Annotated in this window: 21 protein-coding genes; 8 read left to right on the plus strand and 13 right to left on the minus strand. The window is 61.1% G+C overall.

Features of this window, described 5'->3' with window-relative positions; genetic code table 11:
* Positions 1-296 precede the first annotated feature (296 nt).
* Positions 297-716 (plus strand): hypothetical protein, encoded by a 420-nt coding sequence (locus QMG84_RS20400; RefSeq protein WP_281932763.1) that lies wholly within the window; start codon positions 297-299, stop codon positions 714-716.
* Positions 717-949: 233 nt separating this feature from the next.
* Complete coding sequence (locus QMG84_RS20405; RefSeq protein WP_281932764.1) at positions 950-3,028, plus strand: relaxase/mobilization nuclease domain-containing protein; 2,079 nt, start codon at positions 950-952, stop codon at positions 3,026-3,028.
* A gap of 285 nt (positions 3,029-3,313) precedes the next feature.
* On the opposite strand, the gene QMG84_RS20410 is transcribed toward QMG84_RS20405, so the two are convergent.
* The 5 genes from QMG84_RS20410 to QMG84_RS20425 are packed head-to-tail and all read right to left on the minus strand — an operon-like array spanning position 3,314 to position 6,591.
* On the minus strand, positions 3,314-4,207 hold the full coding sequence (locus QMG84_RS20410; protein WP_281932765.1) for an SDH family Clp fold serine proteinase: 894 nt from the start codon (positions 4,205-4,207) through the stop codon (positions 3,314-3,316).
* Positions 4,204-4,539 (minus strand): ubiquitination-like system serine protease family protein, encoded by a 336-nt coding sequence (locus QMG84_RS21520; protein WP_350356539.1) that lies wholly within the window; start codon positions 4,537-4,539, stop codon positions 4,204-4,206. The genes QMG84_RS20410 and QMG84_RS21520 overlap by 4 nt, the downstream gene beginning before the upstream one ends.
* Complete coding sequence (locus QMG84_RS20415) at positions 4,536-5,921, minus strand: ThiF family adenylyltransferase (protein WP_281932766.1); 1,386 nt, start codon at positions 5,919-5,921, stop codon at positions 4,536-4,538. The genes QMG84_RS21520 and QMG84_RS20415 overlap by 4 nt, the downstream gene beginning before the upstream one ends.
* Positions 5,918-6,307 (minus strand): E2/UBC family protein, encoded by a 390-nt coding sequence (locus tag QMG84_RS20420; RefSeq protein WP_281932767.1) that lies wholly within the window; start codon positions 6,305-6,307, stop codon positions 5,918-5,920. The genes QMG84_RS20415 and QMG84_RS20420 overlap by 4 nt, the downstream gene beginning before the upstream one ends.
* 14 nt (positions 6,308-6,321) lie before the next feature.
* On the minus strand, positions 6,322-6,591 hold the full coding sequence (locus tag QMG84_RS20425; protein WP_281932768.1) for a multiubiquitin domain-containing protein: 270 nt from the start codon (positions 6,589-6,591) through the stop codon (positions 6,322-6,324).
* Positions 6,592-6,674: 83 nt separating this feature from the next.
* On the opposite strand from QMG84_RS20425, the gene QMG84_RS20430 reads away from it, so the two are divergent.
* The 6 genes from QMG84_RS20430 (at position 6,675) to QMG84_RS20455 (ending at position 10,524) form a co-directional block, all read left to right on the plus strand.
* Entirely contained in the window at positions 6,675-6,881 is a 207-nt protein-coding gene (locus QMG84_RS20430) for a ribbon-helix-helix protein, CopG family (RefSeq protein WP_281932769.1), read from the plus strand.
* A 52-nt stretch (positions 6,882-6,933) separates the two neighbouring features.
* Complete coding sequence (locus QMG84_RS20435; protein WP_281932770.1) at positions 6,934-7,137, plus strand: hypothetical protein; 204 nt, start codon at positions 6,934-6,936, stop codon at positions 7,135-7,137.
* On the plus strand, positions 7,134-7,712 hold the full coding sequence (locus tag QMG84_RS20440; protein WP_281932771.1) for a Fic/DOC family protein: 579 nt from the start codon (positions 7,134-7,136) through the stop codon (positions 7,710-7,712). The genes QMG84_RS20435 and QMG84_RS20440 overlap by 4 nt, the downstream gene beginning before the upstream one ends.
* Positions 7,713-8,403: 691 nt before the next feature.
* On the plus strand, positions 8,404-9,453 hold the full coding sequence (locus tag QMG84_RS20445; RefSeq protein ID WP_350356540.1) for an AAA family ATPase: 1,050 nt from the start codon (positions 8,404-8,406) through the stop codon (positions 9,451-9,453).
* A 2-nt stretch (positions 9,454-9,455) separates the two neighbouring features.
* Complete coding sequence (locus QMG84_RS20450) at positions 9,456-9,926, plus strand: hypothetical protein (RefSeq protein ID WP_281932772.1); 471 nt, start codon at positions 9,456-9,458, stop codon at positions 9,924-9,926.
* 7 nt (positions 9,927-9,933) lie between these two features.
* Positions 9,934-10,524, plus strand: a complete 591-nt coding sequence (locus tag QMG84_RS20455) for a hypothetical protein (RefSeq protein ID WP_281932773.1) — start codon at positions 9,934-9,936, stop codon at positions 10,522-10,524.
* 266 nt (positions 10,525-10,790) lie between these two features.
* Here QMG84_RS20455 and QMG84_RS20460 read toward each other — a convergent pair whose 3' ends face one another.
* Genes QMG84_RS20460 through QMG84_RS20495 form a run of 8 tightly spaced genes read right to left on the minus strand, consistent with a single transcriptional unit; the run spans position 10,791 to position 18,849 of the window.
* Positions 10,791-12,833: a type IV secretory system conjugative DNA transfer family protein gene (locus tag QMG84_RS20460; protein WP_281932774.1), complete on the minus strand. Its 2,043-nt coding sequence runs from the start codon at positions 12,831-12,833 to the stop codon at positions 10,791-10,793.
* A gap of 14 nt (positions 12,834-12,847) precedes the next feature.
* Positions 12,848-13,897 (minus strand): P-type DNA transfer ATPase VirB11, encoded by a 1,050-nt coding sequence (gene virB11 / locus QMG84_RS20465; RefSeq protein WP_281932775.1) that lies wholly within the window; start codon positions 13,895-13,897, stop codon positions 12,848-12,850.
* Entirely contained in the window at positions 13,875-15,176 is a 1,302-nt protein-coding gene (virB10, locus tag QMG84_RS20470) for a type IV secretion system protein VirB10 (protein WP_281932776.1), read from the minus strand. Before virB10 ends, virB11 begins: the two co-directional genes overlap by 23 nt.
* A gap of 9 nt (positions 15,177-15,185) precedes the next feature.
* Entirely contained in the window at positions 15,186-16,004 is an 819-nt protein-coding gene (gene virB9 / locus QMG84_RS20475; protein ID WP_281932777.1) for a P-type conjugative transfer protein VirB9, read from the minus strand.
* Positions 16,001-16,774: a VirB8 family type IV secretion system protein gene (locus tag QMG84_RS20480; RefSeq protein ID WP_281932778.1), complete on the minus strand. Its 774-nt coding sequence runs from the start codon at positions 16,772-16,774 to the stop codon at positions 16,001-16,003. The genes virB9 and QMG84_RS20480 overlap by 4 nt, the downstream gene beginning before the upstream one ends.
* Positions 16,774-17,865: a TrbL/VirB6 family protein gene (locus QMG84_RS20485; RefSeq protein WP_281932779.1), complete on the minus strand. Its 1,092-nt coding sequence runs from the start codon at positions 17,863-17,865 to the stop codon at positions 16,774-16,776. The genes QMG84_RS20480 and QMG84_RS20485 overlap by 1 nt, the downstream gene beginning before the upstream one ends.
* Positions 17,862-18,131 (minus strand): hypothetical protein, encoded by a 270-nt coding sequence (locus QMG84_RS20490; protein WP_281932780.1) that lies wholly within the window; start codon positions 18,129-18,131, stop codon positions 17,862-17,864. The genes QMG84_RS20485 and QMG84_RS20490 overlap by 4 nt, the downstream gene beginning before the upstream one ends.
* Positions 18,132-18,135: 4 nt before the next feature.
* A complete protein-coding gene (locus QMG84_RS20495; protein WP_281932781.1) occupies positions 18,136-18,849 on the minus strand; it encodes a TrbJ/VirB5 family protein in 714 nt (237 codons plus the stop codon).
* Positions 18,850-18,860: the final 11 nt, after the last annotated feature.

An 18,860-nucleotide genomic window follows, 5' to 3' on the forward strand; every position in this document is an offset into this window, starting at 1 on the left:
TGCTCGGACATTCACGAGACGTATCGACGCATTGTCGTGATGCGTGCGCGATACGTCCTCCGATACCTTTCAGGTACGCACCGGCGCATCCATCAATATGCTAAAGTGTAAAGTGAGACAATGCACATAAGGAGATGAGACGCGTTGGCGAGACAAAATTGCGATAGAGTGCTGATAAAGAGAGGGTTAGCAGGCGTTTTGGTTGTTTCCTAGTTTGACAAGATACCGGTTTGTTGAGTATCGTATAAAATATAGAAGAAGCCAAGCGCCCGCTCTCCTCGCCGCTCAGGATCGCCGTGCCCCGACCGCGCAAGCCCGACATCGCCAAGCATCGCGTCCAGGCGGACTTTTCGCCGGAGGATTTCGCGCGGCTCGAGCAGGCCTGCGCGATTTTCGGGCTGGGTAAGTCCGATCTGCTGCGCCGGCTTGTGCGCGCGTCGATCGACCTAGGCCCCGCGCTCAGCGTCGAGAACGGCAAGGCGCTCGCGGCGACGGCGCGGGAGCTGCGCGCCTGCGGGCGAAATATCGCGCAGATCGTCAAGGGCATTAATCTCGGCTATGCGCCGCAGCTTGCCGAGGACAAGGAGCTTTTCGTCGCCACCCACCGGGCGCTCTCCGAGATCAGCGCGCTCGTCCATGAGATGACCGTCGCCTATGGCGCGCGGCTACGTCGCGCCGCAGGCTTAAAGCCGCTTCCCGGGACGGAGGCGTCATGAGCGAGGCTCGAGCGAACCTCCGCGCCTCCCTTGTGCTGGAAATGAACCGGCTCGCCGTTATGGCGGACGCCGTCCGGCGTTCTCGCGCGGCGCGGGAGAAGCAGGGACTCGAGGAGCGGCCTGATAGGGTGGTAGGACTGAGGCCGTCGACGGCCTCCTCATTGGAGCATTCACGGGTCTCGGCCCAGGAGCCAGCCCCGCGTGCCCTGGCTTCGGATCGCGTTCTACGCGGAATGACCATCACGGGCGCGGAGGATGAAGAGAAGCGGCGGCGGTTGCCGGACGTCTCCGCCAAGGGCGGGAAGCCGCCGCGCCTAAGCGTCGACGTCGGGTCTTCCCCCGCCGTGATCGGCCGGGGGGCGCCGCTGATCTCACGGGCGCGGGCCTTGGCGCAAGGCTATCAACCGGCCGTCGTCAAGGTCGTCTCCTATGCGCATGGCGCGGCGCGGGCCTCGGCGACCGCGAATTATGTCGACCGCGAAGACGCCATTCTCGAAACCCAGGACGGCGTCGAGTTGAAGGGGCGCGCGGCGATCAACGGCGAAATCGCGGAATGGGCGAAAGATTTCGAGCCGCGCAAGGAAAGCCAGGACGTCGCCGGCGTGCGCTTCCAGGTCATGGGCCTCAAAGACACGCCGGGCGACCGCGGCACTTTGGAGAAGGCGATGTCAGCCGCCTTTGTCGGGCATCGCTACGCTTATCGCATCAACGCCTTGACGGATGGCGCGATCGAAGCGCGGGCCGTCGTCGCCTTTGCCGGAACGCTCCGCGAAGGGGAAACGGACACGCGGGAGCGCTTCTATGTAACCGAACGCCACGTCGCCGAGGGTTTTGAAGCCCGCGTTTTCGCGCCGAAATCCGAGGCGCGAATGAAGGCTCGCATTGAGGCGGCGACCGGGATCGGCCAGCACCGCATCGTGCTCGAGCCCGGCGCGCCTGGCAACGGCCCAACGAGCGTCGTCGATCGCCTGACGCGGCTCCAGGAGCATGGCGCGGCGGCCTCAGATAGCGGCGCCCTCCTCGACAACGCGAGCGCCATCCAGGCCGAGTCGCGCGCCTGGCGGCGGGACCTGCGCTCCTTCAAGCCACGCGACACGATGCACCTTATCGTCTCCACCAAGGCGGGCGTCGACGTCGGCGCCTTCAGGACCGCCGTGCGGGGCTTCGTCCATGAGCAGTTCGCCGCGCACAAATTCATGTTCGGCGTGCACACCGACAAGGCGGACGCTGGGCATGTCCACGCCCATGTGATCGTCGCTGTCCGGGACGCCGAGGGCGTGAAAATTCATTCCGGGCCGCAGGATTTTCGACACTGGCGCGAGACCTTCGCGGAGCACGCCCAGATGCAAGGGCTAAAGATCGTTGCGACCTCCGCGGCCGAGCGCGCTTCGTCGCAGAGCTATGGCCCTAAGGACAAGGCGATCGTCGACGCCGCCGATCATCCTCGGCCGGGCCGAGAGGCGCGGGATCGCGCCTATGCGAGCGACCCGGCCAACAAGACGCTCATCGACAATGCGCGCCGACGCATCGAGATTGCGCGAACAAATCCAATTCGCATGCCGGCCTCGGAGCGTCAGCTCGCCGTCGCGAACGACTCGGCCTCAACGTGGCGACAGCTGGCGCAGGAGGAACCGCAGAGCGCGACGGCAAGCGCTCTTGCCCAGCGGACGCAATTCTCTCAAGCCGCCGGGCAAGCAATCGCCACGCTCGTCAATCAGGCTCTCATCACCCAAACCACGAGGAGCAGCGCCATGCCGATCACCGCCGCGCAAATGGGATCCGACCTCAAGCTGCTCAACGAAGCCGTGGACAGGGTCGGCGCCGTCCTGCCGGCGGATACGAGAGCCGCATTTTTCGAGCGCTCGGGGCGCTATCTCGAAAAGCTTGCGGCGCGCGTCGATATGCAGCGTGAATTCGAGGCCAAATCCTCGCAAGCCGCGCTCGCTCCTGTCGTGGAACAGTCCGCGGGAATCGCTCGCGTCGAACAACGCGAAGCGATCAGCGCGCAGAGGCTCGTGGAAAGGGCCGAGACGGCAACGAATGCGACACCGGCAGACGCGCGTGATATCGACACGTCTCGCGTCATCGTGCGGGAAGCCCGGAGAACAGCAGCTGGCAAGCTAGCAGGTACGCACGTGGTCGTTGAAGCTCAGCGTGCGCTAACGGCCATTGCCGTGGAGCCTGCGGAGGCTTCGCTCGCTGTCGATCCAAGGCTCGAAGTATTAAGGCGCCAACAAGCAGAAAAGCTGACTCAAAGTGCTGCCGAGCGAGAGGCTACGGTTAAGGCAATTGAGGCCGAGATCGAAGAGTGATGATTAGTGAGACGCAAGGCGTTCCTACTGATGCGAAGTGGATTTGCTGCGCAACCCGGCTTAGCATAGCGATAGACTTCGAAGCGCGGCGGTTTAATGAGGGCCTTCGGATGCAGGCGATCCAGAGCCTGTTTCTCACCGACCTGCAAAGCCGCCACATCCTGGATAAGAGGACAACCAACTGGCTATGATTTGCTCGCATGCACTAGGCTCTCACTGACCTTGGGTAGGCGTTATCCCATACAGATTTTTAACGAGTCAGCCAAGAGCGCTGTGTGCGCACTGCTACATCGAAATTGAAACGTAATTGGATTCGAAAATGCGTTGTTCGCTTTCGATCGCAAGCCGGAGGTGGCAGTAGAGTGCCCAATACTTGCGCCACAGGGGAGCCGTCGGTGGCAAATACTCGATCGGCAATCCCATTGTCCGCGCTGCCTCCCAGCCAATCATTTGCCCATGCGAAGGATAGCGGTTGATATCCATCAGTTCGCTGGCGATCTTCGAGAAGTTAGCTCCACGTCGCTTCAGAAGATTTTCTGCAAACAGGCGGGCGCGGTCTCTGACCGATTGAAATTTGCGCACGATCACTGGATCAAATTTATCGAAGGTGAGGCGGGTCGCTTCGTCGTCGGAAGTTTGCGTTAGCGCCTGCCTTGCCTCCTCGTAGGCGGTGAGATATGTCAGTACCGAATAGACGATGTCATGGCCATTCCCGTCTTTGGAAGATACCTGAGGATCAATCGGTCCTAGCTCGGAGGAATCGCTCATGATGATAGTGTTGGCGCCCAGCGCCATCAGTGTGCCCGCGCTCTTGGCATAATCGGGCACGATGACACGCAGCTGCCCCTCCTCGCCGGTCGCATTCCTGACCAGCGTGATCAGTTTCTCGGCGGCATCCACATCGCCGCCAGGCGTGTGCAGCATCAAATCAATCGGTTCTCCAGGTGTGACGTTGTGGAGCATGTCAACGAACCCGAGCGTGTCGAATCGGTCGACCGGGGCCTTAGTGCCGGCGACATAGCAAAGAAGCTTCGGCTGGCTAGCCTCGATTTCACGGATCAAGGTCTGGCGCTGATAGCGCGCCGCATTCATTGCCGTGAACATCGGGGTCTTTTCGATCGCTCGCGCCGGCTGGGGCGTGAGCGGTTGCGATTCGACGTCTCTTCCATGGTCATTCATCGGTCGCTGTCCTTGGTCCATATGATTTTGCCGTTACGAACAAAATAATGACAGCGTCTGTCTGTACCGCGATAATCGACGCTAGGATAGATACCTAATCGAGACGAAGCATTCAGCGTCCAGTAGGGCCGGCGGACCGGGTCAGAGTTCAACATAATTCTATGTCCGGTACGACACGGACAGTCGAAGACAATCCATTTGATATGGCGCAGATCTCCGACTAAAACGATGGCGTTACGCGGCAACCGTTGGGGCACCTCGTCGGCAGAGGATACTGAGCCGATTGTACGCCAGCGCCAGAAAGGCAGCCATTGCCACCACGCGATTTTCATACTGTCACCCACAGTTGTCCAAGGAACGGGTCTTCATCGCCGGCACCCCATTTGCCCTGTGCTTGATGGCAGTAGTGAGCGTCATGTGGGAAAGCGCGATTCGTTGAAATCTCGCGTTCGTGGAGTCTGAGCAGCGTCTCGGTAGGTCGCTCCGGGGGGCCATATCCGATCAGGCGATCAAGCAATTCATTCACGGCCGCGGCGGCGACGGCGGTGGTGAACGCCACCACCGCCGGCTCAACCCGACCAAGCGCGGGGGCGTATCCTTCGTTGGCCAACCGTTGTCTCTCGTCAGGCGACTTCATCTCGGCGGATGCACGACCTAAGTCGACTCGGTTACGGCAAACCAGACAGCCCGCGCCAGGCGTCAGCGTCGTGACCCGCGCGTCAATACCAATGAGCGTGCCCGCTTGATCGCTGCTTAACAATACCCCAACGTCTATTACCGGGGTCAGGAGATAGGTAGAGATTCTGGAGAGCACGAGCCGGCCAGCATTGTCGTCGGTGCATCCGAAAATCAGGTCGCAGCTGCGCAGCGCCCAAGCAACGCTCCGAGTAGTAATCATCCCGTCCACGATAGAACAGTCGAGGTCTGAAGCGATTGCCAGGAGATGATCGCGTAGCACCTCAACCTTTAGTTGACCGACGCGCCCAGGCGTGGAGCCGTAGACCCGTGTGACATTGCTCTCGGATAAGCTGTCGTTATCAATCAGCAGCAGATGGCGAACGCCCAGCCGGACGAGCTGCTCGGCGACAGCCGACCCTGTCCCTCCGGCTCCGACGATGCCAATGCGCAGGTCTCCGAGAATCGTCTGGATAGCTGGGCCGAAAGCGCGAACGTTACGGTCAAACAGCGCTTCCGGCAGAGTGGCCTGCCGCGCGAAGGCTGGCATGAGCTTCCAGCGCTCGCCGACCACCCACAACCGGTCAATCGACGACGTCTCCCCGGTCTCCGGTGTCAACTCGCCGCTGAATACGTAATCCGCGCCTCGCGGAGATGCGATCAACGTTCCGTATAAGCCTGAGCCACTGCGCAGCTGAAAGAGGTCAGCTATCTCGCGATCGACCTGACGATCGTGATTGCTCGGCAACGGTGCACCCTCTTCGCCGGGATGGGTGTGAAACCAAATTGGAACGGCGTGATCCGCTTCGGCTGCACCGAGCGCCGGCACATAACCTTGAGAAGCTATCAGCAGATGGTGCGGGCTCTGTTCGATGTAGGCCTCCGGCGGAACCGGATGCAAGCTACGCGCGAGAAGTCGGACATCTCGCCCCGCCTCGATTCGGCGAGCGAGGAGAACAGCAGCGCATTCCATCGAATTGCGCGAGGCCGTCGCGACCTCCTCCGAGAGCGGACCCGGAATTACGAGCGTCGTTGTCATGCTGCCAGCGCCGCAGCGGCGGCGGCGACCTCTTTGCGGACGAGCGCCAGATAGCTTTCCAGCGAGTCGAGCCCGGAGCGCCACTGGCCCGGATTGAGGTGGCGTGACCAGCGCTGCCAAGTGCGCCCAAGGTAGACCTCTTGAGATTCAGTTGCGGCGATAAGGCGCCCATCGATGCGGCGCACAGCCGGCTCAAACCACCACATGTCAGGTGCGATGTCGGGGTAACCTGGCGACAGACGCAGGAGAAGATCGGCGCTTGAGTGGTTGAATCCCTCCGGCAAGGAGAAGGCGGGAATGACAACGCAAATCATGCCACCCTCCAGCGTCACGGAGCTGCCCGGCGCTCGCGCCTCAAGGTAATTTTGATCGATAGTAGGCAACATCAGCGTACTCCCTACTAGCGGCCGGGGTTGATCTGGGCCGGTGCAGTGAAGAAACGCAAGCCGTTGCGCATCTCCACCTTGGTATCCGTATCGATTTTCACATCGGATCCTCCCGGCACCACTTCGAAAAGGTCACGGTCTGGCCCGATGTCAGGCTCCGGTAAACGCCGCAGCTCGCCGCCAGTCAGCACCATTTCTCGAACTTTGTAGTTTGTGCGGTCGATCTTGATCTCGAATGCCTGGGGACGATCAGGCCTTAGCGCGTCCACACGATCATTATCCATTTTGCCACCTCCATGTCTTGATACCCTGATACCACGACACCACGTATATTGACAAGCAGTCTGATTTGGTTCAGAAAAGCACTATGAAACAAGTCAAAGCGATGACTGTCCGCCTCTCCGAAGATCAGGCTCAGGCCCTCGAGATGCTCGCAAGCGTTGAAAATCGGCCCGTGTCGGACGTGATTCGTTCTGCTATCACCACCCACATTGAGACACGCCGTCGCGATCCAAAATTTCAGGCCGGGCTTAAGGACCGTATCTCGCAAGCGCGCAAGCTTCTCGACCGATGAAGATCGTGGTCAGTGGGTCGGGTGCCTCAGCGAAAACCGTGACGAAGATAGAATGAAGAAGACACCGAAGCGTTTTGGCGGCACTGATCTCGTCCTCGGGCAGCAGACGTTCGCTGCCATCTCGGCGGTGGAAGGGTTAGGCCTCAGCGTCGCGAGCCGCAAGCGGCTGGCCGACATGAAGAAGCGCAAGCTATCCACCGATCAACAGCGGTCCGAAGTTATCCGCGCCTATTTGGACGCTAAGTCGCGTAGGTGAGAGCGCTCGGCTACGACGCATTCGACGACCCCTACGCCTACAAAGGCATAAACACGCTCAAGAACAAGCTCGGCCTGCGCGATCCGGATTTGCTTGAGGCGTTTGAACTCGAAATGACGGCGATCCGAGCGCGCGAGCCTTTGCCACGCGGAGTTTACGACGCGCTTCACTACCGCCGCGTCCACCGCCACCTGTTTCAGGACGTCTACAGCTGGGCCGGAAAATATCGAACTGTGCGTACGTCTAAAGGAGGTAACCCGTTTTGCTTTCCCGAGCACATCGACGCACAAATGAAGCGCTTGTTTGGGACGCTTGGGATAGTTTTGAATTCGCCACATGCTGATGACTTCGCCCGTGAGGCAGCGCGTTTTCTCGGTGAGTTAAACGCGATTCATCCGTTCCGAGAGGGCAATGGGCGCTCCCAGCTGACCTTTATAGCGATGATCGGGGAACGGGCCGGCTATCCGTTAGCCTTCGCGCGTGTGAAGCGCGAAAGCTTTCTGCCGGCGATGATCCGCAGCTACGAGGGCGACCTTAATCCGTTGATCGCCGAGCTTCGCCTCCTACTTGGCTAAAGCAGGCCATTTCGAAGTGCGGTATCTGAAGGCTCAGCGGGCGCTAAATTGAAATCAGCTCGAATCTCTATCCGGCACTGCCAATCCGACTCATTGATGGTTAATGGATCGTGTCCCATGACGTGGTGTAGGTGAGCGCGATCATCCCGGTCGCCGGCGAGGGCCGAACTGGTCAGGCGGCCACGGCGGCGTGTCGCAACCCGATCTTACCAGCGAACCGTCGATGACCACCGCAAGCCGCTCGCTCGCTACGGCGCTACGAAAGGCGCGCGTCGCGAGCCGCTTGCTCCGCCCGAGCTACACCAGTTCCCGGGATACGACCTGATGATGCTCTTGAAGTCTATTTGAAATTTAGCGTTTGAGGATGAGCGGCTTGTCGAGGGCGCGCTCATTCAGCCAGCCGGCCGGAAATCAATGTGCGCGGCTCTTCACAGAGTGTCTGGCGAGATCAGAAATGACTTCGAGAAAGCCGGAGCCAAGCACCTTGAGCCCGTTTCCGTCTCATCGGCGGCCGCTTCCCGGAGGGCTTCGCGCGGACGGCCTGGCGCGCAGGGCATAGTGTCGAGCGTACCGGCGACGCCAAAATGCGCACGGCCAATGCCGACCCCTTCGGATGGCTTATTCGCCCTTGACTGCGGCTTTGTGAGCAATGTAAACAGAATACTGTGAACGATGGTCACATGGAGCGAGTGTGGCAGAATTCTGGGAAGACCTCGTCGGGATCAACGAGATCGCCGCCATGACCGGTGTCTCGCGACAGGCCGTTGCCAATTGGAGAGTCCGAGCCGCTGATTTTCCGAAGCCAGTTCGCGAGCTGGCTTCGGGCCCAATTTTCCGGCGCTCCCAGATTCGCGCCTGGTTAAAGCGCCACAAGAGAAAAGGGAAGCCGATGACCCACGTAATTTCTACGATTAACTTAAAAGGCGGAGTCGCGAAGACAACGACTACCGTTGCTCTAGCTGAGACGTTCTCTGCGAATATGGGCAAGAAGGTGCTGGTGATCGACCTTGACCCCCAAACCAACGCCACGCTGATGTTGATTGGCGAGGAGAAATGGTTCGAATTGAACAAAAAGGAACAGACTTTAGCGCGTCTATTTAAGGATGCGATGGACCCCGACAATCGTAAATTCAATTTGGAGGGCACGCTTCAGAAGCAAGTATCCGACGTGGGCGCTGCGCGAACCATCGACCTGCTGCCATCGAGCCTCGACCTCATCGACGTCCAGGACAAACTCGCCTCGGCCCCCGCGGGGAAATTCTACGCGGCCAATCCGATCGATCTGCTCTGGCGAGCCGTAAAGGGAAAGCTCGATGATTACGACGTCGTCATTGTCGATTGCCCTCCTAACCTAGGGATTATCACTTTGAACGGTCTTCGAATCTCCGAAGGCTATATAATTCCCACAATTCCGGACCATCTCTCGACCTATGGCATTCCACAGATTACCACGCGCATCAGGGACTTTTCTGAAGCCATCTCCGAAACCATCGAGCCTGTTGGAATCGTTGCGACCAAGTACCAAGCCAATTCAACGGTGCATAATAACGTGCTGAAGCAGCTTCGAGAAGATGCCGATCTTCCCGACGTGATGGATACCATTATCCGGCAGGCGAATGCGGTCGCCGCTGCGGCCGAATTCCAGATGTACTCGCGAACCCTAAAGCAGAAGTACGGAGCAGAGCTGGCGGGTCAGTACGATGACCTCGCCAGAGAGATCTGGTCTGCCCTGGAGGCGTGACAATGAATATCCGGAAATTCCTGACGGCGCTCGTCCGTGAAATCGCCGATGAGGCCGAGCACAACCCAAGTTTCCGAGAGAGAATCGAGCAGGCTCTCAGCGTCGCGCCGCTGGGTGCCGATGTGGCCCATGCTCCCAGGACCGCATCCAAGACGGAAGAACCCAAACGACCTAGCAATCGGCGTGCGCCGGCTGTTCTAGATCCAGTCCAGCTGGCGCGCCAAGGCGAGGGGGTCTTGCGTAATGCGCTTGGAGAGTTAAACATTGAGCAGCTGCGTGATGTCGTTGCCGACTATGGGATGGATACCGGCAAGCTCGTGATCAAGTGGCGGACCCCGGATCGCATTATCGATCGCATTGTTGAAGTTTCTCGGCAGCGCGCACTTAAAGGCAGCGCATTTCGGGACATCGCGCCCGAAGATCCACAGGAGCGACCTTCAGCGCCCGATCTGCCCGAACCACGTGAAGGGTGAGACGGAAATGACAGCCGTGATCAACTTCGCGAACTTTCAAATCATGGAGCCAGAGACGAAGGACCTTGTCTTAGAACTTATGCAGAATGCCGACCGGCAGCGGTCCGCGTTCATGTCATTTGTTAATATTTGGATGGCCTTCAACGGGTGGATGGCGGCGATTACCGAGCGGGAGACCGACGCGGACATGATCCGGGACCTCTCTGTCAACCGTCGCCTGACCGATGCCTATGCCGGCTTGATGGAAAACTCTCGCGCGTTTCATCGTCTTGTTTATGATTTCTCGGCGATGTGGCCAGTTCTAAATGTCCGAGACGTACGGAAAAAACTTGGCCGCGACGCCTTCTGGCGGCTTCATAGCGATGAATTCGCCGCAGCCTGCAGTGCAGCCAATGTCAAGCGCCAGCCCTCGGCGTGGAATGCCGGCGATAGGCCATCGTGGGAACAATTGTTGCGCACGATCTACCAAGTGCGGTGCAACCTGTTTCATGGCGAAAAGTCGCCGCAGAACGTGCGCGACCGCCAGCTTATTCTTAAGTCGGATCGCATCTTGCGGACCTTTATAGTCGAGACGGGCTGCTTCGAGTGGCACGCATGACCGCTTCTGTCATAGCGTCTGGAGGCACAAATCGTTCGCCTCCGCTGGATGGCAGCGACAATCGGCGTGACCGCCCCGCCGATTGTCCTCCTTTAGTGGCGCGCAGCCGCACCCCGCGCGTCTTTTTTGCAAGGTGCTGACCGGTTGAGGGTGTCTCGCACTCATGGCCACGGGACGCTGGGCCAAGCCAATCTGCACGGAAACAGCTTCGTGTTCAGCAAACCTGTCTAACACTTCACGGAGCCCAAGCCTTGAAGGCCCGAGATCTAAGCTGCGCTCCAGCCTTTTCGGATTTTCTCCGCAATTGCCATCAATTCCTTCAGAGCGAATCCAACGTCTTCGCCCGATCCCGAGGAAGCAGAGTGGCTCGCCCGCCTCGCCTCGGCGTTTATCCCCGCGATCGCATCCGAAAGCTCGGCGCTGATGCCCACAGGGCCCCTCTGTGTGCTCTGGTTCTCTGAGCTTATAGCGGGTCCCGCGCTCGCCAGCGAGGGTAGGATGGAGCCAGACTCACCTTGCGGTGCCCTCGAGACCAGCGTCGATTTTGAATGAATCTCGAGCCATGCGGAGGGTTCCGTCCACCGCCGCAAACTTGGCGGGTCGCCTCTCGCGGCCCCCGCTTCATCGACGAGCCGCCGCATTTGGTGATCACGAAAAAAATAGAGCTTCCCAATCTCGAACGGCCGCGCATTGGCGACGAGCAGGATCGACCTATCCCTCGGCATCCGCGTCAGCTCCTGCGGCCGTCGCAGCGGCGCCGCCATGTGCCCGAGCGACACGCGAGACTGAGACAGGCCTGCTCCCATCATCTTCGTCGTGTGCGTCGCCGTGTACGTCCCAAGCGCGTCCGAGACATATTTTGCGGTCTCATTGTCGTTGATTGCGACGAAGAGCTTTAGCGCCGCGCCGGCAACAAGCGTCTCGCGCATCGCCTTGCCGTACGTCTCGTCGAGCTGGGAGATGTTTTGCAGCACGATCGTCATGCGGAAGCCATAGCCAGCGCTGACCGCGATCTTCGAGGCGAGAGACGACATCCTACCAAGCGCGTAGAATTCATCGAGGAGCAGAAGGACCTGATACGGCTCGTCGGCGCCAGGAAGATTGCGCATCAGCACATCGTGGATCTGCTGAAACAAGATGCGAATAAGCGGGCGGTAGCTTTCGAGATCGGCAAGCGGCGAGCCGATAAAGATCGACATGCGCTTGCGGCGCAGGTCGCGGATGTCGAAATCCGACGTTTCGGTCGCGGCGCAGATCAGCGGCGAGTCCCAGGCCGCAAAGGCGTTGTTGACGTTGAACATGACCGAGCCGCGGGTGCGGTCGGGAATCGCTACGAATTGATTGAAGGCGTCAAGCACCCAGGACGGGACAGAACCGTCATTTTCCGTCCCGGCGATGGCTTTGAGCACATCGGCGATGTCGTGCCCAGTCGAGATCACTCGCACGGCGGAGCGAATATGCCGCGCCTTCTCGAAATGGATGCTGGTCATCACATAGCCGAGCAGTGCCGCGACGGTCTTGCGCGCGGCAAGCGTCCATTCATTCTCGACTGAGCCGGTCGCGACGAGGAAGGTCGCGATATTGGCGCAGTCCGTCGCCATTTCGGGACCGGGCCGCACATAGTCGAGCGGATTGTAGCGGTGGGAGGAGGCGGAGCCCGGCGCGAAGACGAAAACACTGTCGCCCTTCGCCGCACGCGCCGCGCCGAAGGATTTCAGATTCTCGCTCTTGATGTCGAGCGTCACCATGGAGCCTGGCCAGGCGAGGCCGTTCGGGATAACAAAACTCACGCCCTTGCCGGTGCGGGTCGGGCCGACGATCAGCAAGTGCCCGGGGTCGTTCGAGATCAGCGTTTGTCCATTAAGACGGCCGAGGATGATCCCGCTTCTCGCGGCCAGACCCGCACGGCGTGCCTCGGGGAGCGTTCCGAAGCGCGCGTCGCCATGCAGCGTCGATCTGCGGTTTGCGTAAAGAAAGATCGCTAGGGCGAGGAAGAGCGCGAGCACGACGCCGGCGGCGAGGGCGCCGTTTTCCAGCGCGAGTTTGGCAACGCGCTCGTCCTGGGCATAGACATAAAAATGCTTGTAGGCGAGCGGAAAGCCATGGTCGAAGGAGATCGGCGGAAACTGCTCGAGGTCGAAGCGGGGATTTTCCGTCGTGACCCTCTTGAGAAGCGCCCATTTCTGCGCAGGCCTGGAGAAGCCGGAGCGAAAGCCGGTCACGATCGCATAGGGCACGGCCCAAAGCAGCGCCGCGGCAATGAAAACAAACAGCCCGATAACCAGCCGCTCGAGATGTTCCCGCATCATCGGCGCTCGACCTTTCAGCGCGCCCGCGCCGCGGCGCCCTGCTTCCAGGCCGCCATGCGCGAGAAATAGACCTCAGACGTTCCGCGCCAGCCGCCCAGCCGGCTTTGTTGGACCACGATTGGCAGGACCGTCTTCACATAGGCGATGATCTCGTCCTTGCGCAGGCCGAGTCCGCTCTGCATGACCATCAGCGCGAGCTGCTCGAACGCGCCCGCGGCGCTGTCGGCGTGAATCGTTGTGATCGAGCCGGGATGGCCGGTGTTGATCGCCCGCAGGAAGGAATAGGCCTCCGACCCCCGGATTTCGCCAAGGAAAATCCGGTCCGGGCGCAGGCGCATGGCCGCTTGGAGCAGGCTCTCAATCGTGACCCGCGCCTGGCCCTGGTCGCCCTTGGAGGCGACGAGCGGCAGGAAGTTTTTTTGCAGCGGCCTTACCTCGCGCGTGTCTTCGATCGTGACGATCCGCTCCTCGAGGGCCACCTCCTTTAAAATAGCGTTGAGGAAAGTGGTCTTACCTGACGAGGTTCCGCCGGAAAGCAAGATGGAATAGCGATTGCAGACAGCGAGCCGGATGAAGGCCTCGATCCGCCCCGCGTCCAAATGCTCGCAGAGCTCGCTATCAATCTCAGACAACTCGTTGCCGACCGAGACCTTGACTCGCTCAAACGAGCCCATGCGGCGGTAGTCTTCCAGCATGAGCTCCTTGATGACCTGCTTGCGGATTGCGAAGGCTCCGCCGTTCGTCGTCGCCGGCGGCAGCACCCCCTGAAAGCGTTCGCCGGTGGCGAGCGCAGCCGAGAGCAGCGGGTGCTCGCTATTAACGCTCTGGTTCGAAAAGCCCGCGACGCGCTCGCAGAGATGCCGAATCCAGTCACTCGTGACCGCAGGCGCCTCGATCCGCCGCATCGACGACTCCCCCATGACCTCGACGAAAAGCTCGCCCGGGCCATTGGCGACGATTTCGACAACGGTATCGTCGTTCAGCCATTGCCGCAGCGGCCCGAGCGCGTCCTCGAGAAAGACTGTGTGGGCGTCGGCGTCCCTATCGACGAGCCTTGGCTTCACGGCGCAGCTCCCTCAGTTCCTCTTTGACGGGGTCGGGATAAAATAGGGAGAAGTCGAGATCCTTCTTGATGAAGACGACGATGCGCGCGCCCTGGTCGACGTAAACGGTGGGCGGGATGTTGATCGAATCCCGCAGCGCCTCTTGCGAGAGCCGGGTCAAGGATTGCGAAACCTGCTGCGCGCCGATCTGCCGGGCGTTGATCAAATTTTGATTGGGCAAAGTCGTGATTGCCGTGAGCTGACCGGTGAAGGGATCGAGCGCATATTGGCTTTGTTGCTGGTAGCTGTTGACGTTCTGGCCAAGCGTCGCGACGAATTGCGAGACGCCGCCGATGACGCTGAGCGCGACTGCCGCCCCGAAACGCTCGACATAGTGATTGTCGAGGAAGCCGGAGTTCCCGGCCCGGCCGAGATCGTCGGTCCCCGGCGAACCCAGCTGAACGGAGACGCCGTCGGGGCGCAACAGCCGCGTCCAGACCACGAAAACCCTCGTCTGCCCGCGGGCGAGCCCGGAGCGATATTCGCCGATCAAGGTTGATCCCGAGGGGATGAGCACGCGCCGACCGTCGAAGGACCAGGCGTCTTCGCGGGTGATCGCTTTCACGGAGCCCGGAAGGTCGCTCTGGATCGCGGTCAGCAGCTCGCCGCGCACCATCGTGCCTTGCGGCACGAGGGCGTCGATCCGGTCGTTTTTCGTCGCGATGGATCGCTCGACGCCGGCGGAGCCGGCGCGGGCGAGAAAGCGCCGGTTAGGGTCATCATCGGCCGTTTCCGAGGTCCCACCCGGGGTCCTCTCATCGTTCCCTGCCGCCGCGCCGAGCGCGCCATCGGCGACGAGCTGGGGCGCCCGCAGCCGCTCCCAGCGCCGCCGCTCCTCTTCGGCGGCGAGACGCCGGGCCTCGACGTCGTCGACTTTCGGTTCGCTCTCCGTCTCGAAGGCCGGCGGCGCGACAAGAGGCGTGGGCGGGGCGACCGGCGGCGGGGGGACCTCGGCGGCTGGGGGCGGCGGAGGGGCCGTCATCTTGCCGAGATCCAGATTCGGGCGCTGGTCGATCGCCGGCGCCGGAAAAGCGGTGGTGTGGAATTCCTCTTTCTCCGGCGCGGTCATCGGCCGCGTCTCCTTATGCTGGGAGGCGTAAACCATCCAGCCGACGAAGAGCGCTGCGGCGCTGGGGACGCCGATCTTGATGAAATTTCCCATGACGTGTGACGAGCGCTGGACCGAGCTTCTTGCCGCATCTTCGAGCTCGAGCGAACGATAATGTTCGGGCGACGGCATGTTCGCTCCTTACCAAAATTGAAAGCCGTTCGAGCCCACCCGCTCTGGCGCATAGGGCTCGAGGCCGTCAGGTTCGTGGAGATTGTTTAGCCGCCGATTGAAGACGCAGGTCGCTTCCGCGCCGTTGCGCAGCGTCCACTGGAAATTGACCTTGTCGACGATGATGTAGGGCCCCTCTTTATGGAAATTGACGACGCTCTCCTTGCGGTCGCGGTCGACAACAAAGATCGCCGGCGTCTCCTGATCGGGCGCAAAGCGAAACCAGGTCTTGACGCCGTCGTCGAACACCGCAGTCGGCTTTGAGAGCGAGGAGCCCTTATAGGTGTAGTCGCTGTTGGCGTTGGCGACGTTGAAATTCTTCGTATTGGGATAGCTTGCGCGCTCCTTGGCGAGGGCGACGAGCCTGGCGTCGGCCTCATCCTCCGGGAAGCGAAAGCGCACCTTGAACACTTGCGCCCTACCCTGCCGGAAATCCGCGCGCAGGAGGAAGGAGTAGATGCGCTTCGTGGTTACGACGTTCAGATTGGAGAAAGCATTCTTTTCGACCGGCTTGACGAAGATGATGTTGCCGCGCTTGTTGGGCTCGACCTTCCAGGCGACCGAGTCGCCGAGCGCCAATGTCTCGATCTTCTCGTCGTCGCCCAGCACGATCATCGTCGAGACGCCATAGGAGCCGTTGATGGCGACGACCTCGTCAGGCCGGAAGCTGACCTCCCGCACCCTGGCGTCATAGCGGCCCGCCCAAGGCGACTCTTCTGCCTGCGCGAGGCTCGGAGCGCCGGTCGCGAGCAGGCCGAGAAGGAGGGGGAAGCCGAGACGCCGGCTCACTTGTCGGCTCCCGTCGCGGTCGGGACCGTTTCCTGGTCGCGGCGGTATTCCGTCGTCTGGAAGCCGAGCGGATTGTCGAAGCGCATCTGGTTCGACATGGGAGAGCCGGAATAGCGGAAACGCACCAGCGCCACCCAGTCGCGATGGACGATATTTGAGGCGGATTTTTCATCCGTGCCAAAGCGCACCAGCGCCGTGCGCTGGTTTGGGAACGTCACCGATTTGACGGAGACGCCGACCTCGGTGGTCGCGCCGAAGATCTTGACCGGGTTCTTCGGATTGGCCGGGCTGAAAATCTCGGTGAGATCGCGGGCGGCGTCGCCGGTCGAGAGCAGCTGTGCGAGATCGAAATTGTCCTTGAGCGCCTTGGGATCATAGGTCTCGCGCGCCTTCACATAGCGCACAACGTTGAACATGGTGACGGCTTCGTCTTGGCTGAGCGCTCCCTCCGCCATCGGCCGCTTGACCTCGACGAAGCCTGAGGATTTGTCGACGACGATCATATAAGGCTCAAAGGTCTTGAGCGGCGCGAGGCTTGCGAGCGAGACAATCGCGCCGAGCGCGACGACTGTCATCACGGCGGCGATGATCCAGGCGATCGAGAGCGACGAATTCTTCCAGAGCGTCCGGTCCTCTTCCCAGGTCCCGCCCTCCTGGTAGTAGCGCGCGCCCTCCCCTGTCGCGGGGGCTCCAGGGCCCGGCGCAATGGGGGCGAACTCTTCTCGCAGGACCCTGCGGGGGAGGCGGCGAAACGGCAATTCCCACATCATCAAATCTGGTCCATTTTCTTGGCGAGCACATCGGCGGCGCGTTGGCCATAGATGCGCTCATAGCGGGCGCGCGTGACGCGATCCTGCAGCGACCGATCGACGCCGAAGCGTGCGCCGTAGCCGAAAGGCACGCGGGCGCGATAGGCGTTTGAGGCGACCATCGCGCCGTTCGCGGTGACCGAGCGCCAGAGCCCGCCGATCGTCGTCGCATAGAGCGGAATGCCGCCGGCGATCGCCGCGGCCATGCCGGGGAGCTGGCTCAAGAGGAAAAGGCCGGTGAGGCCGACGAGAAAGAACGGCGCGAGCGCGCCCCAATCGACCTGGCCGCTGTTGATGGCGGCGCCAAGACCCGCGAAGATCGGCTGCGTGACGGTGAGGTAGAAGGCGAGAAAGGCGTATACCAGCACCTGCAGCATCGCATACATGACGGCCGCGGCGAGCCAGCCGGAGAAGAAGCGCGTGGAGGCGTCGAAAAGCAGGAGCAGGATCATCAAGGGCGCGATGCCGAGGATCAGCCACAGAAAAACCTTCGAGAGAATGATCGTGAAGGTGGCGACGGCGAGAAAGAGCGCAATGATGATGACGCAGGCGAGCCCGACGAGGGCCGAGGCGAAGGATTGCAGGCTGAACGCGAAATGCAGTTGAAAGCCTTGCGCGACCTGGTTCCAGATCGCTTCCAGCGCCGAGACGACGGCGTTTGGCGATGTGTATGCGTTGTTATTGCCGACGCTGAGCAGACGATTGCCGATCGCCGCTGGTCCGTCGTTGAAGAGCGTGTAGGCGAAACTCGTGAAGTCGCTCCAGGAGGTCGCCAGCGCATAGATCACAAAGGCGCGAAACAGCCGAAAAGCGGCGTCGGTCGCCGTTCCCGTAGCAGTTCCGGACCAGACGCCAAATCCCCAAAAGATCACATAAGCGATGAGCAGGAGCGAGGCGATCGAGGCGCCTGCCCCGCCCGCGGTCACATCCCGGGCAAGCTCCTGAAAGGCCCCTTGGACATAGGTGCAGCCGGTCTGGTCGACGCCGGAGAGGATCTGCGGGATGATTCCGGACCCGTAATTCTGCGCGGGGCAGTTTTGCAGCACGGTCACTTAAGCCGCTCCGCGTTGATTGGGCGCAAGGGACCGCAGTCGCCGGCGGCGGAGCTGAAGGGCTCAGGCGCGCGCTTGGCTTCCGGCTCGGCATAGAACAGGGCTTGCACGGCGTTCTGGGGAGCTGCCGGCTCGGGCGTGGGTTGTTCCGCGGCCGCGGGCAAGCCACCCTCGGACATGGCGCAAGGCGCCTCCAACGGCCGGTAGCCGCAGCCAGAAAGAGCGGCCGCGATCAGCGCGGCGCTCGCCATAAAGAGAAGCCGCATCGCGCTATTGTCCGTAGGGTCGAAACTGCATGGCGCGGGCCGCGGCGGAAAGCCCGGCGATGCGGTCGAGATTGGCCTGGTTGGCTGCGGCGGCCGCCGTATTGACCGCGCCATTGAGCTGGACGATCGACTGGCCGTTCTGCGCCTGGATCTGCGAATTCTGGTCAATCGAACCTTTCACATCAGGGGAGCTTCCGATCTGCTGCCCGCCGGACGTGAAGGCGTTGCTGGCGTTCTTGACCGTCCCTTGCGTCGAGTTGATGAGGCCGAGAATGAGTTGGGCCGTGTTCGAGGAGTTGAGATAGGCCTTGTCGCTGGGGAGCGCGCCTTGTAGCCCGGAAAGCGTCTTGACCAGATTGAGTCCATTGATGAGCGAGCTGATGATCTGCTGCGAATCGCCGCCCAGCCCAGCGAAAGACAGCGGGCCCCCTGAAATCACCGAGCCGAGCGACGGCGCGTTCCCCATCGAAAAGCCGCCGCCGAGCGCCATTTGCGCGAGCGGCCCCTGCGCCAGCGACGAGCGGTCGCCGGTTACGGCCTGCAGAGTCTTCTGCACATTGGAAAGAATATCCTGATCGGTCGAGAGGATTTGCTTGGTGTTCGTCGCCGTCTGCTGTGACTGGGAGAGATTGGCGGCGTCGATCACCGGAACCTGGGCATTGGCGCCGCGAACGAGGAAAAGGTTCGCCACGCAAAAAGCCAGTATCGCCCGTTTCATGGAAAGCCCTT

The organism is Methylocystis iwaonis, assembly GCF_027925385.1.
Classification (GTDB): Bacteria; Pseudomonadota; Alphaproteobacteria; order Rhizobiales; family Beijerinckiaceae; genus Methylocystis; species Methylocystis iwaonis.

Bases quoted from the DNA above. Each gene is read 5' to 3' on its own strand.
- QMG84_RS20405 (WP_281932764.1), top strand. From the start codon at position 950: ATGACCATCACGGGCGCGGAGGATGAAGAGAAGCGGCGGCGGTTGCCG.
- QMG84_RS20410 (WP_281932765.1), bottom strand. From the start codon at position 4,207: ATGAATGACCATGGAAGAGACGTCGAATCGCAACCGCTCACGCCCCAG.
- QMG84_RS21520 (WP_350356539.1), bottom strand. From the start codon at position 4,539: ATGAAAATCGCGTGGTGGCAATGGCTGCCTTTCTGGCGCTGGCGTACA.
- QMG84_RS20415 (WP_281932766.1), bottom strand. From the start codon at position 5,921: ATGACAACGACGCTCGTAATTCCGGGTCCGCTCTCGGAGGAGGTCGCG.
- QMG84_RS20420 (WP_281932767.1), bottom strand. From the start codon at position 6,307: ATGTTGCCTACTATCGATCAAAATTACCTTGAGGCGCGAGCGCCGGGC.
- QMG84_RS20425 (WP_281932768.1), bottom strand. From the start codon at position 6,591: ATGGATAATGATCGTGTGGACGCGCTAAGGCCTGATCGTCCCCAGGCA.
- QMG84_RS20430 (WP_281932769.1), top strand. From the start codon at position 6,675: ATGAAACAAGTCAAAGCGATGACTGTCCGCCTCTCCGAAGATCAGGCT.
- QMG84_RS20435 (WP_281932770.1), top strand. From the start codon at position 6,934: ATGAAGAAGACACCGAAGCGTTTTGGCGGCACTGATCTCGTCCTCGGG.
- QMG84_RS20450 (WP_281932772.1), top strand. From the start codon at position 9,456: ATGAATATCCGGAAATTCCTGACGGCGCTCGTCCGTGAAATCGCCGAT.
- QMG84_RS20455 (WP_281932773.1), top strand. From the start codon at position 9,934: ATGACAGCCGTGATCAACTTCGCGAACTTTCAAATCATGGAGCCAGAG.
- QMG84_RS20460 (WP_281932774.1), bottom strand. From the start codon at position 12,833: ATGATGCGGGAACATCTCGAGCGGCTGGTTATCGGGCTGTTTGTTTTC.
- virB10 (WP_281932776.1), bottom strand. From the start codon at position 15,176: ATGCCGTCGCCCGAACATTATCGTTCGCTCGAGCTCGAAGATGCGGCA.
- QMG84_RS20480 (WP_281932778.1), bottom strand. From the start codon at position 16,774: ATGATGTGGGAATTGCCGTTTCGCCGCCTCCCCCGCAGGGTCCTGCGA.
- QMG84_RS20490 (WP_281932780.1), bottom strand. From the start codon at position 18,131: ATGCGGCTTCTCTTTATGGCGAGCGCCGCGCTGATCGCGGCCGCTCTT.
- QMG84_RS20495 (WP_281932781.1), bottom strand. From the start codon at position 18,849: ATGAAACGGGCGATACTGGCTTTTTGCGTGGCGAACCTTTTCCTCGTT.